The sequence below is a fragment of the Citrobacter sp. CtB7.12 genome (assembly GCF_001297795.1).
In the GTDB taxonomy this organism is placed as follows: domain Bacteria; phylum Pseudomonadota; class Gammaproteobacteria; order Enterobacterales; family Enterobacteriaceae; genus Citrobacter_A; species Citrobacter_A amalonaticus.
Genome location: NZ_LIFT01000003.1, coordinates 348,891 through 365,955 on the forward strand (window position 1 = coordinate 348,891; position 17,065 = coordinate 365,955).

Genomic DNA, 17,065 nt, shown 5'->3' on the forward strand with positions numbered 1-17,065 from the left:
TCGTATATACTGCGGCCAAATTTGTTGGGGGATATTTTCATGACGATATTAGGCACAGCGCTGCGTCCGGCAGCAACTCGGGTGATGTTATTGGGTTCTGGTGAACTGGGTAAAGAAGTGGCCATCGAGTGCCAGCGTCTCGGCGTGGAAGTGATCGCGGTGGACCGGTATGCCGACGCACCGGCCATGCATGTCGCACATCGTTCTCACGTCATTAATATGCTGGATGGCGACGCGCTTCGTCGCGTAGTGGAGCTGGAAAAACCGCACTATATCGTACCAGAGATTGAAGCCATTGCCACGGATATGCTGGTGGCGCTGGAACAGGAAGGGTTGAACGTCGTGCCCTGCGCGCGCGCGACAAAACTCACGATGAATCGTGAAGGTATTCGCCGCCTGGCGGCAGAAGAACTGGCACTGCCCACATCAACCTTCCGTTTTGCCGACAGTGAAGCCACCTTCCGCGACGCCGTGGCTGAAATTGGTTATCCCTGCATTGTCAAACCGGTGATGAGTTCATCCGGCAAGGGGCAGAGTTTTATTCGTTCCGAAGCGCAGCTGTCACAAGCCTGGGACTATGCCCAACAGGGCGGTCGCGCGGGTGCCGGTCGGGTCATCGTCGAAGGGGTTGTGAAGTTTGATTTTGAAATCACCCTGCTCACCGTCAGCGCGGTCGATGGCGTCCATTTCTGTGCACCGGTGGGTCATCGCCAGGAAGATGGCGATTATCGTGAATCCTGGCAGCCGCAACAGATGAGCGCACTGGCGCTGGAACGCGCTCAGGACATTGCCCGTAAAGTGGTATTAGCCCTGGGTGGTCACGGTCTGTTTGGCGTGGAGCTGTTTGTTTGCGGGGATGAGGTCATCTTCAGCGAGGTCTCCCCTCGCCCGCATGATACCGGCATGGTGACGCTGATCTCTCAGGATCTGTCGGAGTTTGCCCTGCATGTACGCGCTTTCCTCGGACTGCCCGTGGGGGCCATTCGTCAGTATGGTCCGGCAGCTTCTGCGGTGATTTTACCGCAACTGACCAGTCAGGACGTGACGTTTGGCAATGTTCAGGCCGCCGTCGGTGCCGGTGTGCAGGTCCGTTTCTTCGGTAAGCCGGAAATTGAAGGATCGCGTCGCCTGGGTGTGGCGCTGGCAACGGCAGACAACGTTGATGACGCTATTGAACGCGCGAAGAACGCCGCCGCGCAGGTGAAAGTGACAGGGTAAACAACAGCAACCGTAGGCCGGATAAGGCAGTCATGCCACCATCCGGCAAAACCCGATGGCGGCGCTAACGCGTCTCATCGGGCCTACGGCTTACACATGGGTAGCTTACTGCTTCGCGCCTTCAACCGCTTCGCGAGCCAGTCTGGTGATACGATCGTAGTCACCGGCTTCCAGCGCGTCATTCGGCACCAGCCAGGAGCCGCCGATGCACAGCACGCTTTTCAGTGCCAGGTAATCGCGGTAATTAGCGGGAGAGATGCCACCAGTCGGGCAGAAACGCACCTGAGAGAACGGACCGGCAATGGCCTGCAGCGCTTTAGTGCCGCCATTGGCTTCTGCCGGGAAGAATTTGAACTCTTTCAGGCCGTAGTCCATACCCAGCATCAGTTCAGAAACGGTACTGATGCCAGGAATCAACGGGATCGTGCCTTCGGTTGCCGCTTTCAGCAGCGGCTCGGTCAGACCAGGGCTGATAGCGAACTGCGCACCGGCTGCAGTAACCTCAGCCAGTTGCTGCGGATTCAGCACCGTACCCGCACCCACAATGGCTTCCGGAACCTCTTTGGCGATAGCGCGGATAGCATCCATCGCGCAGGCGGTACGTAACGTCACTTCCAGTACGCGCACCCCACCCGCAACCAGCGCTTTTGCCATCGGCACAGCGTGTTCCAGTTTATTCACTACGATCACCGGGACAACCGGGCCGGTGGTCAGGATTGCTTCTGCACTTGTTTTCCAGTTTTTCATCAGAGTTTTTCTCTCGCCTGATTACAAAATATGCCTTAAAAATGAATACAGGTTGCGCCCTGTTCTGCGCCGGACAACTGTTCACGCAGCGCGCCGAACATTTCGCGCCCCGTACCGATGCGCGATGCGCTCAGATCCGGGATATGCGGCTGGCGAGCGGCAAGCTCCGCCTCATCAACCAACAGCGTCAATTCACCTGTCTGTCCGTTCACCCGAATAATGTCGCCATCGCGTACTTTTGCCAGCAGTCCGCCATCATAGGCCTCCGGGGTTACATGGATGGCTGAAGGCACTTTACCGGACGCACCGGAAAGTCGACCATCAGTAACCAACGCAATTTTGAAACGACGGTCCAATAATACACCAAGTGGCGGCATGAGTTTATGTAATTCTGGCATTCCGTTCGCTTTTGGTCCCTGATGACGCACAACTACCACGCAGTCACGGTCCAGCAGACCCGCTTCAAAGGCCGGCAGGACATCATGCTGACTTTCAAAAACAACGGCCGGCGCTTCAATCACCTGATTCTCGGCCGGTACGGCGGACGTTTTCATAACCGCACGACCGAGGTTACCACTCAGCACTTTAGTGCCACCATGATGAGAGAACGGCTGGTCAAAGGAAGCAATGACATTGCTGTCCAGCGATTTGGCCGCGCCTTCACGCCAGTCGAGTTCGCCATTGTTCAGCCACGGTTCCAGGGTGTAGCGCTTCAGGCCGTAACCGGCCACGGTGTTGACGTCTTCATGCAGCAGACCCGCGTTCAGCAGTTCACGCATCAGGACCGGGACACCGCCCGCAGCCTGGAAGTGGTTAATATCCGCCGGGCCGTTAGGATAGAGACGCGCCATCAGCGGCACGATGTCGGAGAGGTCAGAGAAGTCATCCCAGTTAATCTGGATACCCGCAGCACGGGCCATCGCCACCAGGTGCATGGTATGGTTCGTTGAACCGCCGGTCGCCAACAGCGCGACAATCCCGTTCACCACCACTTTTTCATCAATCATTTTGCCGATCGGCATCCATTCGTTACCGTTACCGGTCAGGCGCGTCACCTGGCGCGCTGCTGCTGCCGTCAGCGCTTCACGCAGCGGAGCATCCGGGTGAACAAACGAGGACCCCGGCAGTTGCATCCCCATGAACTCCACCACCATCTGGTTGGTGTTCGCGGTACCGTAGAACGTGCAGGTGCCCGGCGCATGATAGGAGGCGGCTTCAGACTCCAGAAGCGCCATACGATCAACTTTACCTTCAGCATAGAGCTGACGAATGCGGACTTTCTCTTTATTCGCCAGGCCGCTCGCCATTGGACCTGACGGCACGAAGATGGAAGGCAGATGACCGAATGACAGCGCCGCCATCGCCAGACCCGGGACGATTTTGTCACAGACGCCGAGGAACAGCGCGCCGTCGAACATGTTGTGAGAGAGTCCCACCGCGGCGGACATCGCAATCACTTCGCGGCTCAGCAGCGAAAGCTCCATACCGTCCTGCCCCTGCGTGACGCCGTCACACATTGCCGGAACGCCGCCCGCGACCTGCCCGACCGCATTGGCTTGATGCAGCGCTTTGCGAATGATGTCCGGATAATGTTCGTAGGGTTGATGTGCGGAGAGCATGTCGTTGTAGGAAGTGATGATCGCGATATTGTTACGCAACATGCTTTTCAGAGAGGCTTTATCGTCTGGCTGACAAGCCGCGAATCCGTGCGCCAGATTCCCGCATGCCAGTTGTGAGCGGTGAACGGTCGAGGATTTAGCCTGTTCTATACGAGCGAGGTAGGCAGAACGGGTCTCACGGGAACGTTCAACAATACGTTGTGTTACGCGTAACAAATTCGGATTCATAGAGGCTCCTGAAATTTATCTGTCAGAGCTACAGGTTTGGCAAGTTCATTTACTGCGTGTATAAATACAGGAAACGCTTGTTCACCGGAGCTCAGGGGCAAAATCGTTTCAGGCAGTGTAATAAAAAAAGCCTCGCGGGTGAATCCACACGAGGCTTAAAAGTGCAAAAATTGTTCAACAATCTGTGTTAGATCATGTTACCGGTAAAATAACACAGGAGTGGCAGACACTTTTTACTCGAATTCATTCCAGGAACGACCGTCACGGGTGATCATCGCCACCGAAGCAACCGGCCCCCAGGTCCCGGCCTGGTACGGTTTCGGCGCATCGTTGTCCATCGCCCACGCTTCGGTAATGGAGTCTACCCACTTCCACGCCTCTTCGACTTCATCACGACGCACAAACAGCGCCTGAATGCCGCGCATAGTTTCCAGCAGCAGACGCTCGTAAGCATCCGCCAGATGCGTTTGATTGAATGTTTCGGAGTAGCTCAGATCCAGCTTGGTGATTTGCAGGTTATGCTTGTGGTCAAGACCCGGAACTTTGTTCAGAACCTGGATATCCACGCCTTCATCCGGCTGCAGACGAATGGTTAGCTTGTTCTGCGGCAGATCCTGCCAGGACTCTTTAAACAGGTTCAATTCAGGCGTTTTGAAGTAAACCACAACTTCAGAACATTTCGTCGGCAGACGTTTACCGGTACGCAGGTAGAACGGCACGCCCGCCCAGCGCCAGTTATCAATGTCGACGCGGATCGCCACAAACGTTTCGGTGTTACTGCTCTTGTTCGCACCCTCTTCTTCCAGATAGCCCGGGACTTTTTTGCCCTGAGCAAAGCCGGTGGTGTACTGGCCGCGAACGGTTTTTTCACGCACATTTGAACGATCGATACGACGCAGCGACTTCAGCACCTTCACTTTTTCATCACGAATGGCGTCAGCGCTCAGATCCGACGGCGGCGACATCGCAATCATGCACAGAATTTGCAGCAGGTGGTTCTGGATCATGTCGCGCATCTGCCCGGCCTGGTCGAAATAACCCCAACGCCCTTCAATGCCCACCTCTTCTGCCACGGTGATTTCCACATGATCGATCGTGCGGTTATCCCAGTTATTCACAAACAGGGAGTTGGCAAAACGCAGCGCCAGCAGGTTCAGAACAGTCTCTTTTCCCAGATAGTGGTCAATGCGGTAAACCTGGCACTCTTCAAAATATTCGCCAACCTGATCGTTGATCTCGCGAGATGTCGCCAGTGAGGTACCCAACGGTTTTTCCATCACCACGCGTGCCGGTTTGGCATTCAGTTTCGCTTCGCCCAGTCCCTTACAGATTGCGCCAAACGTGCTTGGCGGCATGGCGAAGTAGTTGATCGTGGTGCGGTTTTTCTGATCGAGCATCGCCCCAAGACGAGTAAACGCCGCGGTATCGTTCACATCCAGATTGCAGAAATCCAGGCGAGCGCTCAGGGTGTCCCACAATCCTTCATCAATCTTTTCTTTCATGAAGGTTTCGAGCGCTTCGCGCACCACCTTCGTGTAGGCATCTTTATCCCAGTCGGCACGGCCTACCCCGATAATGCGGGTTTCAGGGTTGAGCTGACCGGCTTTTTCAAGTTGATACAGGGAAGGCAGCAATTTACGACGCGCAAGGTCGCCTTTCGCGCCGAAAATGACCAGGTCACATGCCTGGGCTGTTTGCGTTACCGCCATGTCATTCTCCTTAGTTAGCTATCCTGGTACTTTGCCAGGCATTACTTGTAATTTTATTACAGTGCACTGTACTGCTTTTACGTGATTCCGGAAACCGTAAACGCTTAACCCACCGTGCGGTTGGCGCTTAACGGCGCAAATTGGTCAAAATTGTCGTTGGTTTGCGACGCATAACGGTGAGTCAAAACACGATGTTGATCATGTTATGAAAAAAAACAACAACTCTGCTGACCATTTTGCCCCCTTCTCTGATTAGCAGGGGTACTATCTACCAAAATTGCCTCTCGATTTCTTGTATCACTGAAATCGTTATTTCCTTGAGTCTACATCATGAATATGCTGGAAAAGATCCAGTCTCAACTGGAACATTTGAGCAAATCTGAACGCAAAGTCGCCGATGTCATCATCGCCTCACCCGAGCGGACCATCCATTGCAGTATTGCCACGCTTGCGCAGGAAGCCAACGTCAGTGAACCGACGGTGAACCGTTTTTGTCGCAGCATGGAAACCCGGGGCTTCCCCGATTTTAAACTGCATCTGGCACAAAGTCTGGCAAATGGTACCCCTTATGTTAATCGTAATGTGGATGAAGATGACAGTGTCGAATCCTATACGGGCAAGATTTTCGAATCCGCGATGGCCAGTCTTGACCACGTTCGCCAGTCGCTGGACAAATCGGCGATCAACCGCGCGGTGGATTTACTGACGCAGGCCAAGAAAATCGCTTTCTTTGGCCTGGGGTCGTCCGCCGCCGTCGCCCATGATGCCATGAACAAGTTTTTCCGTTTCAACGTTCCGGTTATCTACTCCGACGACGTCGTTTTGCAACGGATGAGCTGTATGAATTGTAGTGACGATGACGTGGTCGTGCTGATTTCGCATACCGGTCGCACCAAGAGTCTGGTCGAACTGGCGCAGCTTGCACGTGAAAACGATGCCATGGTGATCGCGTTAACCTCCGCTGATACGCCGCTGGCGCGTGAAGCCACGCTGGCAATTACGCTCGATGTGCCGGAAGATACTGACATTTATATGCCCATGGTCTCTCGACTTGCGCAGTTGACCGTGATAGATGTGCTGGCTACGGGATTTACTTTGCGCCGTGGGGCAAAATTCAGAGATAACTTGAAGCGTGTCAAAGAAGCGCTCAAGGAATCGCGTTTTGATAAAGAACTGCTCATCAAGAGTAATGACCGCTAATAGCAATAATAAGTACGACTAAAATTCGTCATCCGGTTTTGTTCGCTATGCTATGTAGACCCTACGTAATTCGAGTTGTGGAAAGGCGGCAACGCAGCGAATCTTCAGGAGCTTACTGAAATCAGTGACTGGGGTGAGCAAGGAGGCCAACGCACAGGCAACCAGAAGTATGACGGGGGTCAGGTTTTTCAGAACTGCCGGATCAATTTTCACGCAACACCTAGTTGTTTCAGTCAACGGAGTATTACATGTCCAGAAGGCTTCGCAGAACCAAAATCGTTACGACATTAGGCCCGGCTACCGACCGCGATAACAATCTTGAAAAGATTATCGCTGCTGGTGCTAACGTCGTGCGGATGAATTTCTCTCACGGTTCGCCAGAAGATCATAAAATGCGCGCGGATAAAGTTCGTGAGATCGCTGCCAGATTGGGACGCCACGTAGGCATTCTGGGTGATCTCCAGGGGCCAAAAATTCGCGTCTCTACCTTTAAAGAAGGCAAAGTATTCCTCAACATCGGTGACAAATTTCTCCTGGATGCCAACCTGGGTAAAGGTGAAGGCGACAAGGAAAAAGTCGGCATTGACTACAAAGGTCTGCCGGCAGACGTGGTACCTGGCGACATTCTGCTGCTTGACGATGGCCGCGTGCAGTTAAAAGTGTTGGAAGTTCAGGGTATGAAAGTGTTCACGGAAGTGACCGTGGGCGGCCCGCTCTCCAACAACAAAGGCATCAACAAGCTGGGCGGCGGTCTCTCCGCAGAAGCCCTGACCGAAAAAGACAAAGCCGATATCGTGACCGCCGCTCAGATTGGCGTTGACTATCTGGCTGTCTCCTTCCCGCGTTGCGGCGAAGATCTGAACTACGCTCGCCGCCTGGCGCGTGATGCGGGCTGCGATGCCAAGATTGTGGCCAAAGTTGAGCGTGCGGAAGCGGTCTGCGACCAGAATGCGATGGATGACATCATTCTGGCTTCTGACGTGGTGATGGTCGCTCGTGGCGACCTCGGCGTTGAGATTGGCGATCCGGAACTGGTCGGCATCCAGAAGACGTTGATTCGTCGCGCACGTAAGTTGAACCGCGCGGTGATTACCGCGACCCAGATGATGGAGTCGATGATCACCAACCCAATGCCAACCCGTGCGGAAGTGATGGACGTCGCGAACGCCGTGCTGGATGGTACCGATGCGGTCATGCTGTCAGCCGAAACGGCGGCAGGCCAGTACCCGGCGGAAACCGTCGCGGCGATGGCGCGCGTCTGCCTGGGTGCAGAAAAAATCCCCAGCATCAATGTCTCCAAACATCGTCTGGACGTGCAGTTCGACAATGTTGAAGAAGCGATTGCGATGTCCGCCATGTACGCGGCAAACCACCTGAAAGGGGTGACCGCGATCATTACCATGACGGAATCCGGTCGTACTGCGCTGATGACTTCTCGCATCAGCTCCGGCCTGCCGATTTTCGCCATGTCCCGTCATGAGCGTACGCTGAACCTGACGTCGCTGTACCGTGGCGTCACGCCGGTGCATTTCGACAGTGCGGCGGAAGGCGTTGTCGCAGCAAGCGAAGCGGTGAATCTGCTGCGTGACAAAGGCTACCTGGTGTCCGGCGATCTGGTGATCGTGACGCAGGGCGACGTGATGAGCACCATTGGCTCAACCAATACCACGCGTATTCTGACCGTCGAGTAATCGACGGCTGATACAAAGAGGCCTCTCATGTGAGAGGCCTTTTTTTATTTGAGGGGGTAGAGATCTTTGCGCTTATACGGCTGGATCTCGCCCGGTTTGCGGGTCTTCAGCAGTTTCAGGATCCAGGTATATTGCTCGGGATGCGGACCAACAAAAATTTCCACCTCTTCATTCATTCGACGGGCAATAGTGTTGTCATCTGCGGTCAGAAGATCGTCCATGGGCGGGCGCACCTGAATCGTCAACCGGTGGGTATCGCCGTTGTATACCGGGAACAGCGGAATGACGCGCGCCCGACACACTTTCATCAGTCGACCAATGGCCGGCAACGTCGCTTTATAGGTGGCAAAGAAATCGACAAACTCACTGTGTTCAGGACCATGATCCTGATCGGGCAGATAATATCCCCAGTACCCCTGACGAACAGACTGAATGAACGGCTTGATGCCGTCATTACGCGCATGCAGGCGACCACCAAAGCGGCGGCGCACCGTGTTCCAGACGTAATCAAATACCGGGTTTCCCTGATTATGGAACATTGCCGCCATCTTCTGGCCCTGAGACGCCATTAACATTGCCGGAATATCCACACCCCAGCCATGCGGCACCAGGAAGATCACCTTTTCGTTGTTGCGGTGCATCTCCTCGATGATCTCAAGCCCTTCCCAGTCAACGTGCGACTGAATTTTTTCCGGACCGCGAATCGCCAGTTCCGCCATCATCGCCATGGCCTGCGGCGCAGTTGAAAACATCTCATCGACGATAGCCTCGCGCTCAGCTTCGCTACGTTCCGGAAAGCACAATGACAGGTTAATCAACGCCCGGCGACGCGAGCTTTTACCCAGACGCCCGGCGAAACGGCCCAGTTTTGCCAGCAGCGGGTCGCGAAAGGATGCAGGCGTTAAGGCGATACCCGCCATCGCCGCGACGCCCAGCCATGCGCCCCAGTAACGCGGATGGCGAAAAGATTTCTCAAACTCAGGGATGTACTCACTATTATTTTTTTTTGTTTCCATGCTTATCCAGTGCCTGATGACGCGAAAAGTAAATCTGATGATAGTGTAGCGGCGCACCCTGCCGCGCACAAAATAAAAAAGCCGGCACACGCGCTGCGTACCGGCTTTGAGGTCATGAGTGATTAATCGAAGCGTAACTGCGGCAGAACCTCTTTGACCTGCGCCAGGTAATCGGTACGATCTTTACCGGTCAGTCCTTCGGTACGCGGCAGTTTCGCCGTCAGCGGGTTAACCGCCTGCTGGTTAATCCAGACTTCATAGTGAAGATGCGGGCCAGTAGAACGTCCGGTGTTACCGGAGAGTGCGATACGATCGCCACGTTTAACCTTTTGTCCCGGTTTCACCAGCAGTTTACGCAGGTGCATATAGCGCGTGGTATAGGTACGACCGTGACGCACCGCCACATAATAGCCAGCCGCACCGCTGCGTTTCGCCACGACGACTTCACCGTCACCCACGGACAGCACCGGCGTCCCCTGCGGCATCGCGAAGTCCACGCCTCTGTGCGGCGCGACACGTCCGGTAACCGGGTTGGTTCGACGCGGGTTGAAGTTAGACGAAATGCGGAACTGTTTCGCCGTCGGGAAACGCAGGAAGCCTTTCGCCAGCCCGGTACCATTGCGGTCGTAGAACTTTCCGTCTTCGGCACGGATAGCGTAATAATCTTTACCTTCTGAACGCAAACGCACGCCCAACAACTGGCTCTGCTCACGCTTGCCGTCCAGCATTTCACGAGACATCAGCACAGAGAACTCATCGCCTTTTTTCAGTTTGCGGAAGTCCATCTGCCACTGCATCGCTTTGATCACCGCGCTAATTTCAGCGCTGGTCAGCCCGGCAGCTTTCGCACTGGCGACAAAGCTGTTGCCAACGGTGCCTTTCATCAGGCTGTTTACCCAATCGCCCTGCTGCGTTTCCGCGCTCATTTTAAAGCCGTTCGCCGCAGTACGGTCATAGGTGCGGGTTTCGCGACGCGACATTTCCCACGTCAGACGCTGTAAATCGCCGTCCGCGGTCAGCGTCCAGGAGAGCTGTTGACCAATCTTCAGATTACGCAGCTCTTTATCGGACGCGGCAAGCTGGGTGATATCACCCATATCAATGCCGTACTGATTCAGAATGCTGCTGAGGGTATCGCCCGTCGAAACGACATATTCATGAACGCCCGCTTCTCCCGAGGTTTTGTCGTCCAGCTCATCCTGAGGAATGGCTTCATCTTCTTGTGCCGCCTGATCGATAGGCTCGCTGGCCTCCGGGAGCAGTGAACGAATTTCGCTCTTCTCCAGTTCGATCGTTTTAACAATGGGGGCAGATTCCGGGTGATAAACGTAAGGCCGCCAGACAGCAACGGCCAGTGTCAGAACAGTAAGCGACCCCAGCATAACGCGATGGGGTCTGGGCAGATTATTAAATGCCAGGGCGACAGAGCGGGCTATCTGTTGCACGTATTCACTTCCTCATTAATCTCCTTTCAGGCAGCTCGCATACTGGTTCGCTAGTTGGTTCAAGAACGCTGAATAGCTCGTTTTACCCAGTTTGATGTTTGTCCCGAGGGGATCCAACGTTCCCATTCGAACGGATGTCCCTCTCGCAACGGCTTCAACGACCGCTGGCCTGAACTGTGGCTCAGCAAAAACGCAGGTTGCTTTTTGCTCAACCAACTGTGTTCTTATTTCATGTAAACGCTGCGCACCAGGTTGTATCTCAGGGTTGACGGTGAAGTGACCCAATGGAGTGAGTCCGTAGTGTTTTTCGTAATAGCCATAGGCGTCATGAAAAACGAAATACCCTTTGCCCTTGAGCGGTGCGAGCTCGTTACCGACCTGCTTATCGGTTGCGGCTAATTGTGCCTCAAAATCCTTCAGGTTGGCGTCAAGTTTGGCTCGACTTTGCGGCATAAGTTCCACTAATTTTTCATGGATTGCAACCGCTGAGGCCCGCGCTATCTCTGGGGAGAGCCAAAGATGCATGTTGTAATCACCATGATGGTGATGTGCGTCACCTTTTTCGCCGTGGTCATGATCGTGGTCGTGCTCATCATCATCATCGTCAGCCCCTTTCATGAGCAACGGTTTCACGTCTTTGAGTTGCGCAATCGTTACCTGTTTAGCGGCGGGAATGTTGCTGACGGACTTTTCCATGAACGCTTCCATTTCCGGCCCAATCCAGACAACTAAGTCCGCGCCCTGTAAGCGTTTTACGTCAGATGGACGTAGTGAATAATCATGCTCGGATGCCCCATCCGGAAGTAAGACTTGGGTCTCCGTGACGCCATCAGCAATGGCAGAAGCAATGAACCCTAATGGCTTGAGAGAAGCGACAACGGCGGCATTTGCCGCCTGTGTTGCACTGCCCCAAAGAGCGGCGGATAATGCAGCGAAAAGAAGCGTATTTTTATGTAACATAATGCGACCAATCATCGTAATGAATGTGAGAAATGTGATATTATAACATTCTATAACTTCTGCAAGACTAAAATTGACATGACGACTTTGGTTTCACTGGAAAATGTCTCGGTCTCTTTCGGCCAGCGCCGCGTCCTTTCTGACGTTTCGCTTGAACTGAGACCCGGAAAAATTTTAACGCTACTCGGCCCAAATGGCGCCGGGAAGTCAACGCTGGTTCGCGTCGTTCTCGGACTGGTCGCCCCGGATGAAGGGGTGATCACGCGTAATGGTAAGCTGCGAATTGGCTACGTTCCGCAGAAATTGTATCTCGATACCACCCTGCCGCTTACCGTCAGTCGTTTCTTACGCCTGCGCCCCGGTACGAAGAAAGATGACATCCTGCCGGCCCTGAAACGTGTACAGGCCGGGCATCTGATTGACGCGCCGATGCAAAAACTCTCCGGCGGCGAGACGCAGCGCGTCCTGTTAGCGCGCGCGCTCCTCAATCAGCCACAGCTTCTGGTGCTTGACGAACCCACTCAGGGCGTAGATGTCAACGGCCAGGTCGCGCTGTACGACCTTATCGATCAGTTACGTCGTGAGCTGGATTGCGCCGTGCTGATGGTGTCCCATGACCTGCATCTGGTGATGGCAAAAACCGACGAAGTGTTGTGTCTGAATCATCACATTTGCTGTTCAGGTACTCCTGAAATCGTTTCCATGCACCCGGAATTTATCTCGATGTTCGGCCCTCGCGGCGCGGAGCAACTGGGAATTTACCGTCATCATCATAATCACCGCCACGACCTGCAGGGTCGTATTGTGTTGCGCCGGGGAAATGGTCAATCATGATTGAATTATTACTGCCTGGCTGGTTAGCCGGGATCATGCTGGCCTGTGCGGCGGGTCCACTGGGTTCATTTGTCGTCTGGCGTCGGATGTCTTATTTTGGTGATACGCTGGCACATGCGTCGCTGCTCGGCGTCGCTTTTGGCCTGTTGTTGGATGTGAACCCTTTCTATGCGGTCATTGCCGTGACGCTAATGCTGGCGACAGGCCTGGTCTGGCTGGAGAAGCGCCCTCACCTTGCCATCGATACGCTGCTTGGCATTATGGCGCACAGTGCGCTGTCGCTGGGCCTGGTCGTGGTCAGCCTGATGTCGAATATTCGCGTGGATCTGATGGCTTACCTGTTTGGCGATCTGCTGGCGGTTACGCCGGACGATTTGATCTCTATCGCCATGGGCGTGGTGATCGTGCTGGCAATCCTCTTCTGGCAATGGCGCAATCTGCTGTCAATGACCATCAGCCCCGATCTGGCATTTGTTGACGGGGTGAAACTGCAGCGCGTGAAGATTTTACTGATGCTGGTGACAGCCTTAACCATTGGCGTGGCGATGAAATTCGTCGGGGCGCTGATCATCACCTCGTTGCTGATTATCCCGGCAGCTACGGCGCGTCGTTTTGCGCGGACGCCGGAACAGATGGCTGGCGTTGCAGTAGGAACTGGAATGATAGCGGTTACAGGTGGGCTGACCTTCTCGGCCTTCTACGACACCCCTGCGGGCCCATCAGTGGTGCTGTGCGCCGCACTGCTGTTTATCTTCAGCATGATGAAGAAGCAGGCAAGCTGACGGGTATGTTGCCGGATGACGACGCCAGCGCGTCTTATCCGGCCTACGTGATTTTGTAGGCCAGATAAGCGCAGCGCCATCAGGCATCAAGGCATTTCCGGTGGCGTAATGCCAAAGTGGTTCCAGGCGCGTACTGTCGCCATTCTTCCGCGCGGCGTGCGCTGCAAAAAACCTTGCTGAATCAGATACGGCTCCAGCACATCTTCAATGGTTTCACGCTCTTCACCGATGGCTGCCGCCAGGTTATCCAGCCCGACCGGCCCACCAAAGAATTTGTCGATCACCGCCAGCAGCAGCTTGCGGTCCATGTAATCAAACCCTTCCGCATCCACGTTCAACATATCCAGCGCCTTAGCAGCTATATCGGCGGAAATGGTGCCATCATGCTTCACTTCGGCAAAATCCCGTACGCGCCGCAGTAGCCGGTTGGCGATACGCGGCGTACCGCGTGCGCGACGCGCCACTTCCAGCGCCCCTTCCTCGCTCATCTCCAGCCCCATAAAGCGCGCGCTGCGCCCAACGATATGCTGGAGATCCGGCACCTGATAAAACTCCAGACGCTGCACAATGCCAAAGCGATCGCGCAGAGGAGAGGTCAGTGAACCCGCGCGAGTCGTTGCGCCAATCAGGGTAAACGGCGGCAAATCGATTTTAATTGAACGCGCCGCCGGCCCTTCGCCGATCATAATATCCAGCTGATAATCTTCCATCGCTGGATAGAGCACCTCTTCCACCACCGGCGACAGTCGATGGATCTCATCGATAAACAGTACGTCGTGCGGCTCAAGGTTGGTCAGCATCGCAGCCAGATCGCCCGCTTTTTCCAGCACCGGACCGGAAGTGGTACGCAGATTGACGCCCATTTCATTGGCAACGATATTGGCAAGCGTGGTTTTCCCCAGTCCGGGAGGACCAAAAATCAGCAGGTGGTCGAGCGCATCCCCCCGCAGTTTTGCCGCCTGGATGAAAATCTCCATCTGCGAACGCACCTGAGGTTGACCGATATACTCTTCGAGTAATTTCGGGCGAATGGCGCGATCGGCGACATCTTCTGTGAGTGCGGCACCTGCCGAAATCAGGCGATCTGCTTCTATCATCCTTTACCTCATAACGCGGCGCGCAGGGCTTCGCGGATCAGTGTTTCACTGCTGGCATCCGGGCGAGCGATTTTGCTCACCATGCGGCTGGCTTCCTGTGGTTTATAGCCCAGCGCCACCAGCGCCGCAACCGCTTCCTGTTCGGCATCGTCCGTCGCCGGGCTCGCTGGCGAGGTCAGCACCAGATCGGCGGCTGGCGTAAAGAGATCGCCATGCAGACCCTTGAAACGGTCCTTCATTTCGACAATCAGTCGTTCAGCCGTTTTTTTGCCAATACCAGGCAGCTTGACCAGCGCGCCCAGTTCTTCGCGTTCGACAGCATTGACGAACTGCTGTGCGGACATCCCGGAGAGGATCGCCAGCGCCAGTTTAGGCCCGACGCCGTTGGTTTTGATGAGTTCTTTAAACAACGTACGCTCTTGCTTATTGTTAAAACCATACAGCAGCTGCGCGTCTTCGCGAACCACGAAGTGGGTAAAGACAACGGCTTCTTTTCCGGATTCCGGGAGCTCATAAAAACAGGTCATGGGCATATGCACTTCATAGCCGACGCCGCCCACTTCGAGTAACACCAGCGGGGGTTGTTTTTCCAGAATGATGCCTCTGAGTCTGCCTATCACGTTACGCTCCTGCGTTGGGCCGAAAGTAAAGCTGTATCATAAAAAAAGGCTGGATAGATATCCAGCCTCATTTGTCATTATCGCAAGCGACCTCGGGCAAGATTGAGGCGTGATTCGCTCATTTGCATCGCATTCTGACTAACATGGCAGTGCGTAATGGCGATGGCCAGCGCATCTGCCGCATCCGCCTGCGGATTCGCGGGCAGTTTCAGCAAGGTTCGCACCATGTGCTGCACCTGACTTTTCTCTGCGCTACCAATGCCAACCACCGTCTGCTTGACCTGACGTGCCGCATATTCAAATACTGGCAGTTCCTGGTTGACCGCCGCCACAATCGCTACCCCGCGCGCCTGCCCCAGTTTGAGCGCAGAATCGGCGTTCTTCGCCATAAAGACCTGCTCGATGGCAAAGTAGTCGGGCTGAAACTGGGTGATGATTTCCGTCACGCCGGCATAAATCAGCTTCAGGCGTGACGGAAGATCGTCGACTTTGGTACGAATGCAGCCGCTGCCGAGATACGTCAGTTGTCTGCCGACCTGACGTATCACGCCGTAACCGGTGATGCGGGAGCCCGGATCAATACCGAGAATGATGGACATCACGCGCCTCCGGTTGTAACGGGATTAAGCCACATCATTCTAATGTAGCGGCAACCTCATCAGAGATTTCACCGTTGTGATAAACTTCCTGCACGTCGTCACAGTCTTCCAGCATGTCGATCAGACGCATCAGTTTCGGTGCGGTTTCCGCATCCATTTCCGCTTTGGTCGACGGGATCATAGAGACTTCTGAACTGTCGGCTTTCAGACCGGCGGCTTCCAGTGCGTCACGCACTTTACCCATCTCTTCCCATGCCGTGTAGACATCAATCGCGCCATCATCGAAGGTCACCACGTCTTCCGCACCCGCTTCCAGTGCCGCTTCCATAATGGCGTCTTCATCCCCTTTCTCGAAAGAGATGACGCCTTTTTTGCTGAACAGATAGGAAACAGAACCATCCGTGCCCAGGTTACCCCCGGTTTTGCTGAAGGCGTGACGCACTTCGGCAACGGTACGGTTACGGTTGTCAGACAGACATTCAATCATCACGGCAGTGCCGCCAGGGCCATAACCTTCATAGATGATGGTTTCCATGTTCGCATCATCATCACCACCCACGCCGCGGGCGATTGCACGGTTCAGCGTGTCACGGGTCATGTTGTTAGCCAGCGCTTTGTCGATAGCCGCACGCAGACGCGGGTTCGCATCCGGATCGCCGCCGCCCAGTTTGGCTGCTGTCACCAGCTCACGAATAATCTTGGTGAAGATTTTGCCGCGCTTCGCATCCTGCGCCGCTTTACGGTGTCTGGTGTTGGCCCATTTACTATGACCTGCCATAAATATTTCCTCAAAAAAGCACGCCCTCTCAGGCGATGTTAATCACAAATTCTTCAATCGCCTGCCGGTTGCTCCATGACTTGGTGAGCGCCGCCGCAGCTGGCGCATCAAGCCACTGGTAGGCCAGATGTTCGCTAAAAACGATCTGACGCTCGTGCGGCAGCGCAAGGCAGAACCAGGATTCTGTATTGCGCAACACACCCGGTGCATAGCGATGACGTAAATGAGAAAAAATCTCAAACTCCACCGTGCGCTGACAGTCAATTAAGGTCAGTTGCTCAACCGCAACGTCAATGGCGACCTCTTCCTTTACTTCGCGCATGGCGGCCTGCGACGTGGTCTCTCCCTCTTCCACACTGCCGGTAACCGACTGCCAGAATTCAGGATCGTCGCGTCGCTGTAACATCAACACCCGTTTCGAGTCCTGTGCGTAGATAACGACCAGAACCGAAACGGGACGCTTATACACTTTATCCTTCACGCTATCTCGTTGTTGGCTGCCTTCGCTCATCCCATTCATAG

General features: G+C 54.7%; 16 protein-coding genes. 5 read left to right on the plus strand and 11 right to left on the minus strand.

Annotated features, from left to right (window positions below; genetic code table 11):
• Positions 1 to 39 precede the first annotated feature (39 nt).
• Positions 40 to 1,218, plus strand: a complete 1,179-nt coding sequence (purT, locus tag AOY24_RS05645; RefSeq protein ID WP_044264767.1) for a formate-dependent phosphoribosylglycinamide formyltransferase — start codon at positions 40 to 42, stop codon at positions 1,216 to 1,218.
• A 105-nt stretch (positions 1,219 to 1,323) separates the two neighbouring features.
• Here the strand turns inward: purT and kdgA are convergent, their stop codons facing one another.
• From kdgA to zwf, 3 genes are all read right to left on the minus strand, one after another.
• Entirely contained in the window at positions 1,324 to 1,965 is a 642-nt protein-coding gene (gene kdgA / locus AOY24_RS05650) for a bifunctional 4-hydroxy-2-oxoglutarate aldolase/2-dehydro-3-deoxy-phosphogluconate aldolase (protein WP_043000369.1), read from the minus strand.
• Positions 1,966 to 2,000: 35 nt separating this feature from the next.
• Positions 2,001 to 3,812 (minus strand): phosphogluconate dehydratase, encoded by a 1,812-nt coding sequence (gene edd / locus AOY24_RS05655; RefSeq protein ID WP_044257635.1) that lies wholly within the window; start codon positions 3,810 to 3,812, stop codon positions 2,001 to 2,003.
• Between the two features lie 233 nt (positions 3,813 to 4,045).
• A complete protein-coding gene (gene zwf, locus AOY24_RS05660; RefSeq protein WP_043000367.1) occupies positions 4,046 to 5,521 on the minus strand; it encodes a glucose-6-phosphate dehydrogenase in 1,476 nt (491 codons plus the stop codon).
• 330 nt (positions 5,522 to 5,851) lie between these two features.
• On the opposite strand from zwf, the gene AOY24_RS05665 reads away from it, so the two are divergent.
• A complete protein-coding gene (locus AOY24_RS05665) occupies positions 5,852 to 6,721 on the plus strand; it encodes a MurR/RpiR family transcriptional regulator (protein ID WP_043000366.1) in 870 nt (289 codons plus the stop codon).
• A gap of 248 nt (positions 6,722 to 6,969) precedes the next feature.
• Complete coding sequence (gene pyk, locus AOY24_RS05670) at positions 6,970 to 8,412, plus strand: pyruvate kinase (protein ID WP_043000365.1); 1,443 nt, start codon at positions 6,970 to 6,972, stop codon at positions 8,410 to 8,412.
• Between the two features lie 44 nt (positions 8,413 to 8,456).
• Here pyk and lpxM read toward each other — a convergent pair whose 3' ends face one another.
• The 3 genes from lpxM to znuA all read right to left on the minus strand — a co-directional run bounded on the left by lpxM (position 8,457) and on the right by znuA (position 11,833).
• The gene (gene lpxM, locus AOY24_RS05675) at positions 8,457 to 9,428 is read right to left on the minus strand and encodes a lauroyl-Kdo(2)-lipid IV(A) myristoyltransferase (RefSeq protein WP_054176292.1); all 972 of its coding nucleotides are present in this window, start codon (positions 9,426 to 9,428) and stop codon (positions 8,457 to 8,459) included.
• Positions 9,429 to 9,550: 122 nt separating this feature from the next.
• Entirely contained in the window at positions 9,551 to 10,873 is a 1,323-nt protein-coding gene (gene mepM, locus AOY24_RS05680; RefSeq protein WP_043000363.1) for a murein DD-endopeptidase MepM, read from the minus strand.
• A gap of 15 nt (positions 10,874 to 10,888) precedes the next feature.
• A complete protein-coding gene (znuA, locus tag AOY24_RS05685) occupies positions 10,889 to 11,833 on the minus strand; it encodes a zinc ABC transporter substrate-binding protein ZnuA (RefSeq protein ID WP_043000362.1) in 945 nt (314 codons plus the stop codon).
• A 78-nt stretch (positions 11,834 to 11,911) separates the two neighbouring features.
• Between znuA and znuC the strand changes: the two genes are divergently transcribed.
• Together znuC and znuB are read left to right on the plus strand one after the other, a co-directional pair.
• Positions 11,912 to 12,667, plus strand: a complete 756-nt coding sequence (znuC, locus tag AOY24_RS05690) for a zinc ABC transporter ATP-binding protein ZnuC (RefSeq protein WP_044257630.1) — start codon at positions 11,912 to 11,914, stop codon at positions 12,665 to 12,667.
• On the plus strand, positions 12,664 to 13,449 hold the full coding sequence (znuB, locus tag AOY24_RS05695; RefSeq protein WP_054176293.1) for a zinc ABC transporter permease subunit ZnuB: 786 nt from the start codon (positions 12,664 to 12,666) through the stop codon (positions 13,447 to 13,449). Before znuC ends, znuB begins: the two co-directional genes overlap by 4 nt.
• A gap of 86 nt (positions 13,450 to 13,535) precedes the next feature.
• On the opposite strand, the gene ruvB is transcribed toward znuB, so the two are convergent.
• From ruvB to nudB, 5 genes are all read right to left on the minus strand, one after another.
• Positions 13,536 to 14,546 carry a Holliday junction branch migration DNA helicase RuvB gene (ruvB, locus tag AOY24_RS05700; protein ID WP_043000359.1) on the minus strand — a complete coding sequence of 337 codons (1,011 nt, stop codon included), beginning with the start codon at positions 14,544 to 14,546 and terminating at the stop codon, positions 13,536 to 13,538.
• Positions 14,547 to 14,554: 8 nt separating this feature from the next.
• Positions 14,555 to 15,166: a Holliday junction branch migration protein RuvA gene (gene ruvA / locus AOY24_RS05705; protein ID WP_043000358.1), complete on the minus strand. Its 612-nt coding sequence runs from the start codon at positions 15,164 to 15,166 to the stop codon at positions 14,555 to 14,557.
• A gap of 77 nt (positions 15,167 to 15,243) precedes the next feature.
• On the minus strand, positions 15,244 to 15,765 hold the full coding sequence (gene ruvC, locus AOY24_RS05710; RefSeq protein WP_000022509.1) for a crossover junction endodeoxyribonuclease RuvC: 522 nt from the start codon (positions 15,763 to 15,765) through the stop codon (positions 15,244 to 15,246).
• Between the two features lie 34 nt (positions 15,766 to 15,799).
• On the minus strand, positions 15,800 to 16,543 hold the full coding sequence (locus AOY24_RS05715; RefSeq protein WP_043000357.1) for a YebC/PmpR family DNA-binding transcriptional regulator: 744 nt from the start codon (positions 16,541 to 16,543) through the stop codon (positions 15,800 to 15,802).
• A gap of 28 nt (positions 16,544 to 16,571) precedes the next feature.
• Complete coding sequence (gene nudB, locus AOY24_RS05720) at positions 16,572 to 17,024, minus strand: dihydroneopterin triphosphate diphosphatase (RefSeq protein WP_044257809.1); 453 nt, start codon at positions 17,022 to 17,024, stop codon at positions 16,572 to 16,574.
• Positions 17,025 to 17,065 lie beyond the last annotated feature (41 nt).

Bases quoted from the DNA above. Each gene is read 5' to 3' on its own strand.
- purT (WP_044264767.1), top strand. From the start codon at position 40: ATGACGATATTAGGCACAGCGCTGCGTCCGGCAGCAACTCGGGTGATG.
- kdgA (WP_043000369.1), bottom strand. From the start codon at position 1,965: ATGAAAAACTGGAAAACAAGTGCAGAAGCAATCCTGACCACCGGCCCG.
- edd (WP_044257635.1), bottom strand. From the start codon at position 3,812: ATGAATCCGAATTTGTTACGCGTAACACAACGTATTGTTGAACGTTCC.
- zwf (WP_043000367.1), bottom strand. From the start codon at position 5,521: ATGGCGGTAACGCAAACAGCCCAGGCATGTGACCTGGTCATTTTCGGC.
- AOY24_RS05665 (WP_043000366.1), top strand. From the start codon at position 5,852: ATGAATATGCTGGAAAAGATCCAGTCTCAACTGGAACATTTGAGCAAA.
- pyk (WP_043000365.1), top strand. From the start codon at position 6,970: ATGTCCAGAAGGCTTCGCAGAACCAAAATCGTTACGACATTAGGCCCG.
- lpxM (WP_054176292.1), bottom strand. From the start codon at position 9,428: ATGGAAACAAAAAAAAATAATAGTGAGTACATCCCTGAGTTTGAGAAA.
- znuA (WP_043000362.1), bottom strand. From the start codon at position 11,833: ATGTTACATAAAAATACGCTTCTTTTCGCTGCATTATCCGCCGCTCTT.
- znuC (WP_044257630.1), top strand. From the start codon at position 11,912: ATGACGACTTTGGTTTCACTGGAAAATGTCTCGGTCTCTTTCGGCCAG.
- znuB (WP_054176293.1), top strand. From the start codon at position 12,664: ATGATTGAATTATTACTGCCTGGCTGGTTAGCCGGGATCATGCTGGCC.
- ruvB (WP_043000359.1), bottom strand. From the start codon at position 14,546: ATGATAGAAGCAGATCGCCTGATTTCGGCAGGTGCCGCACTCACAGAA.
- ruvC (WP_000022509.1), bottom strand. From the start codon at position 15,765: ATGTCCATCATTCTCGGTATTGATCCGGGCTCCCGCATCACCGGTTAC.
- AOY24_RS05715 (WP_043000357.1), bottom strand. From the start codon at position 16,543: ATGGCAGGTCATAGTAAATGGGCCAACACCAGACACCGTAAAGCGGCG.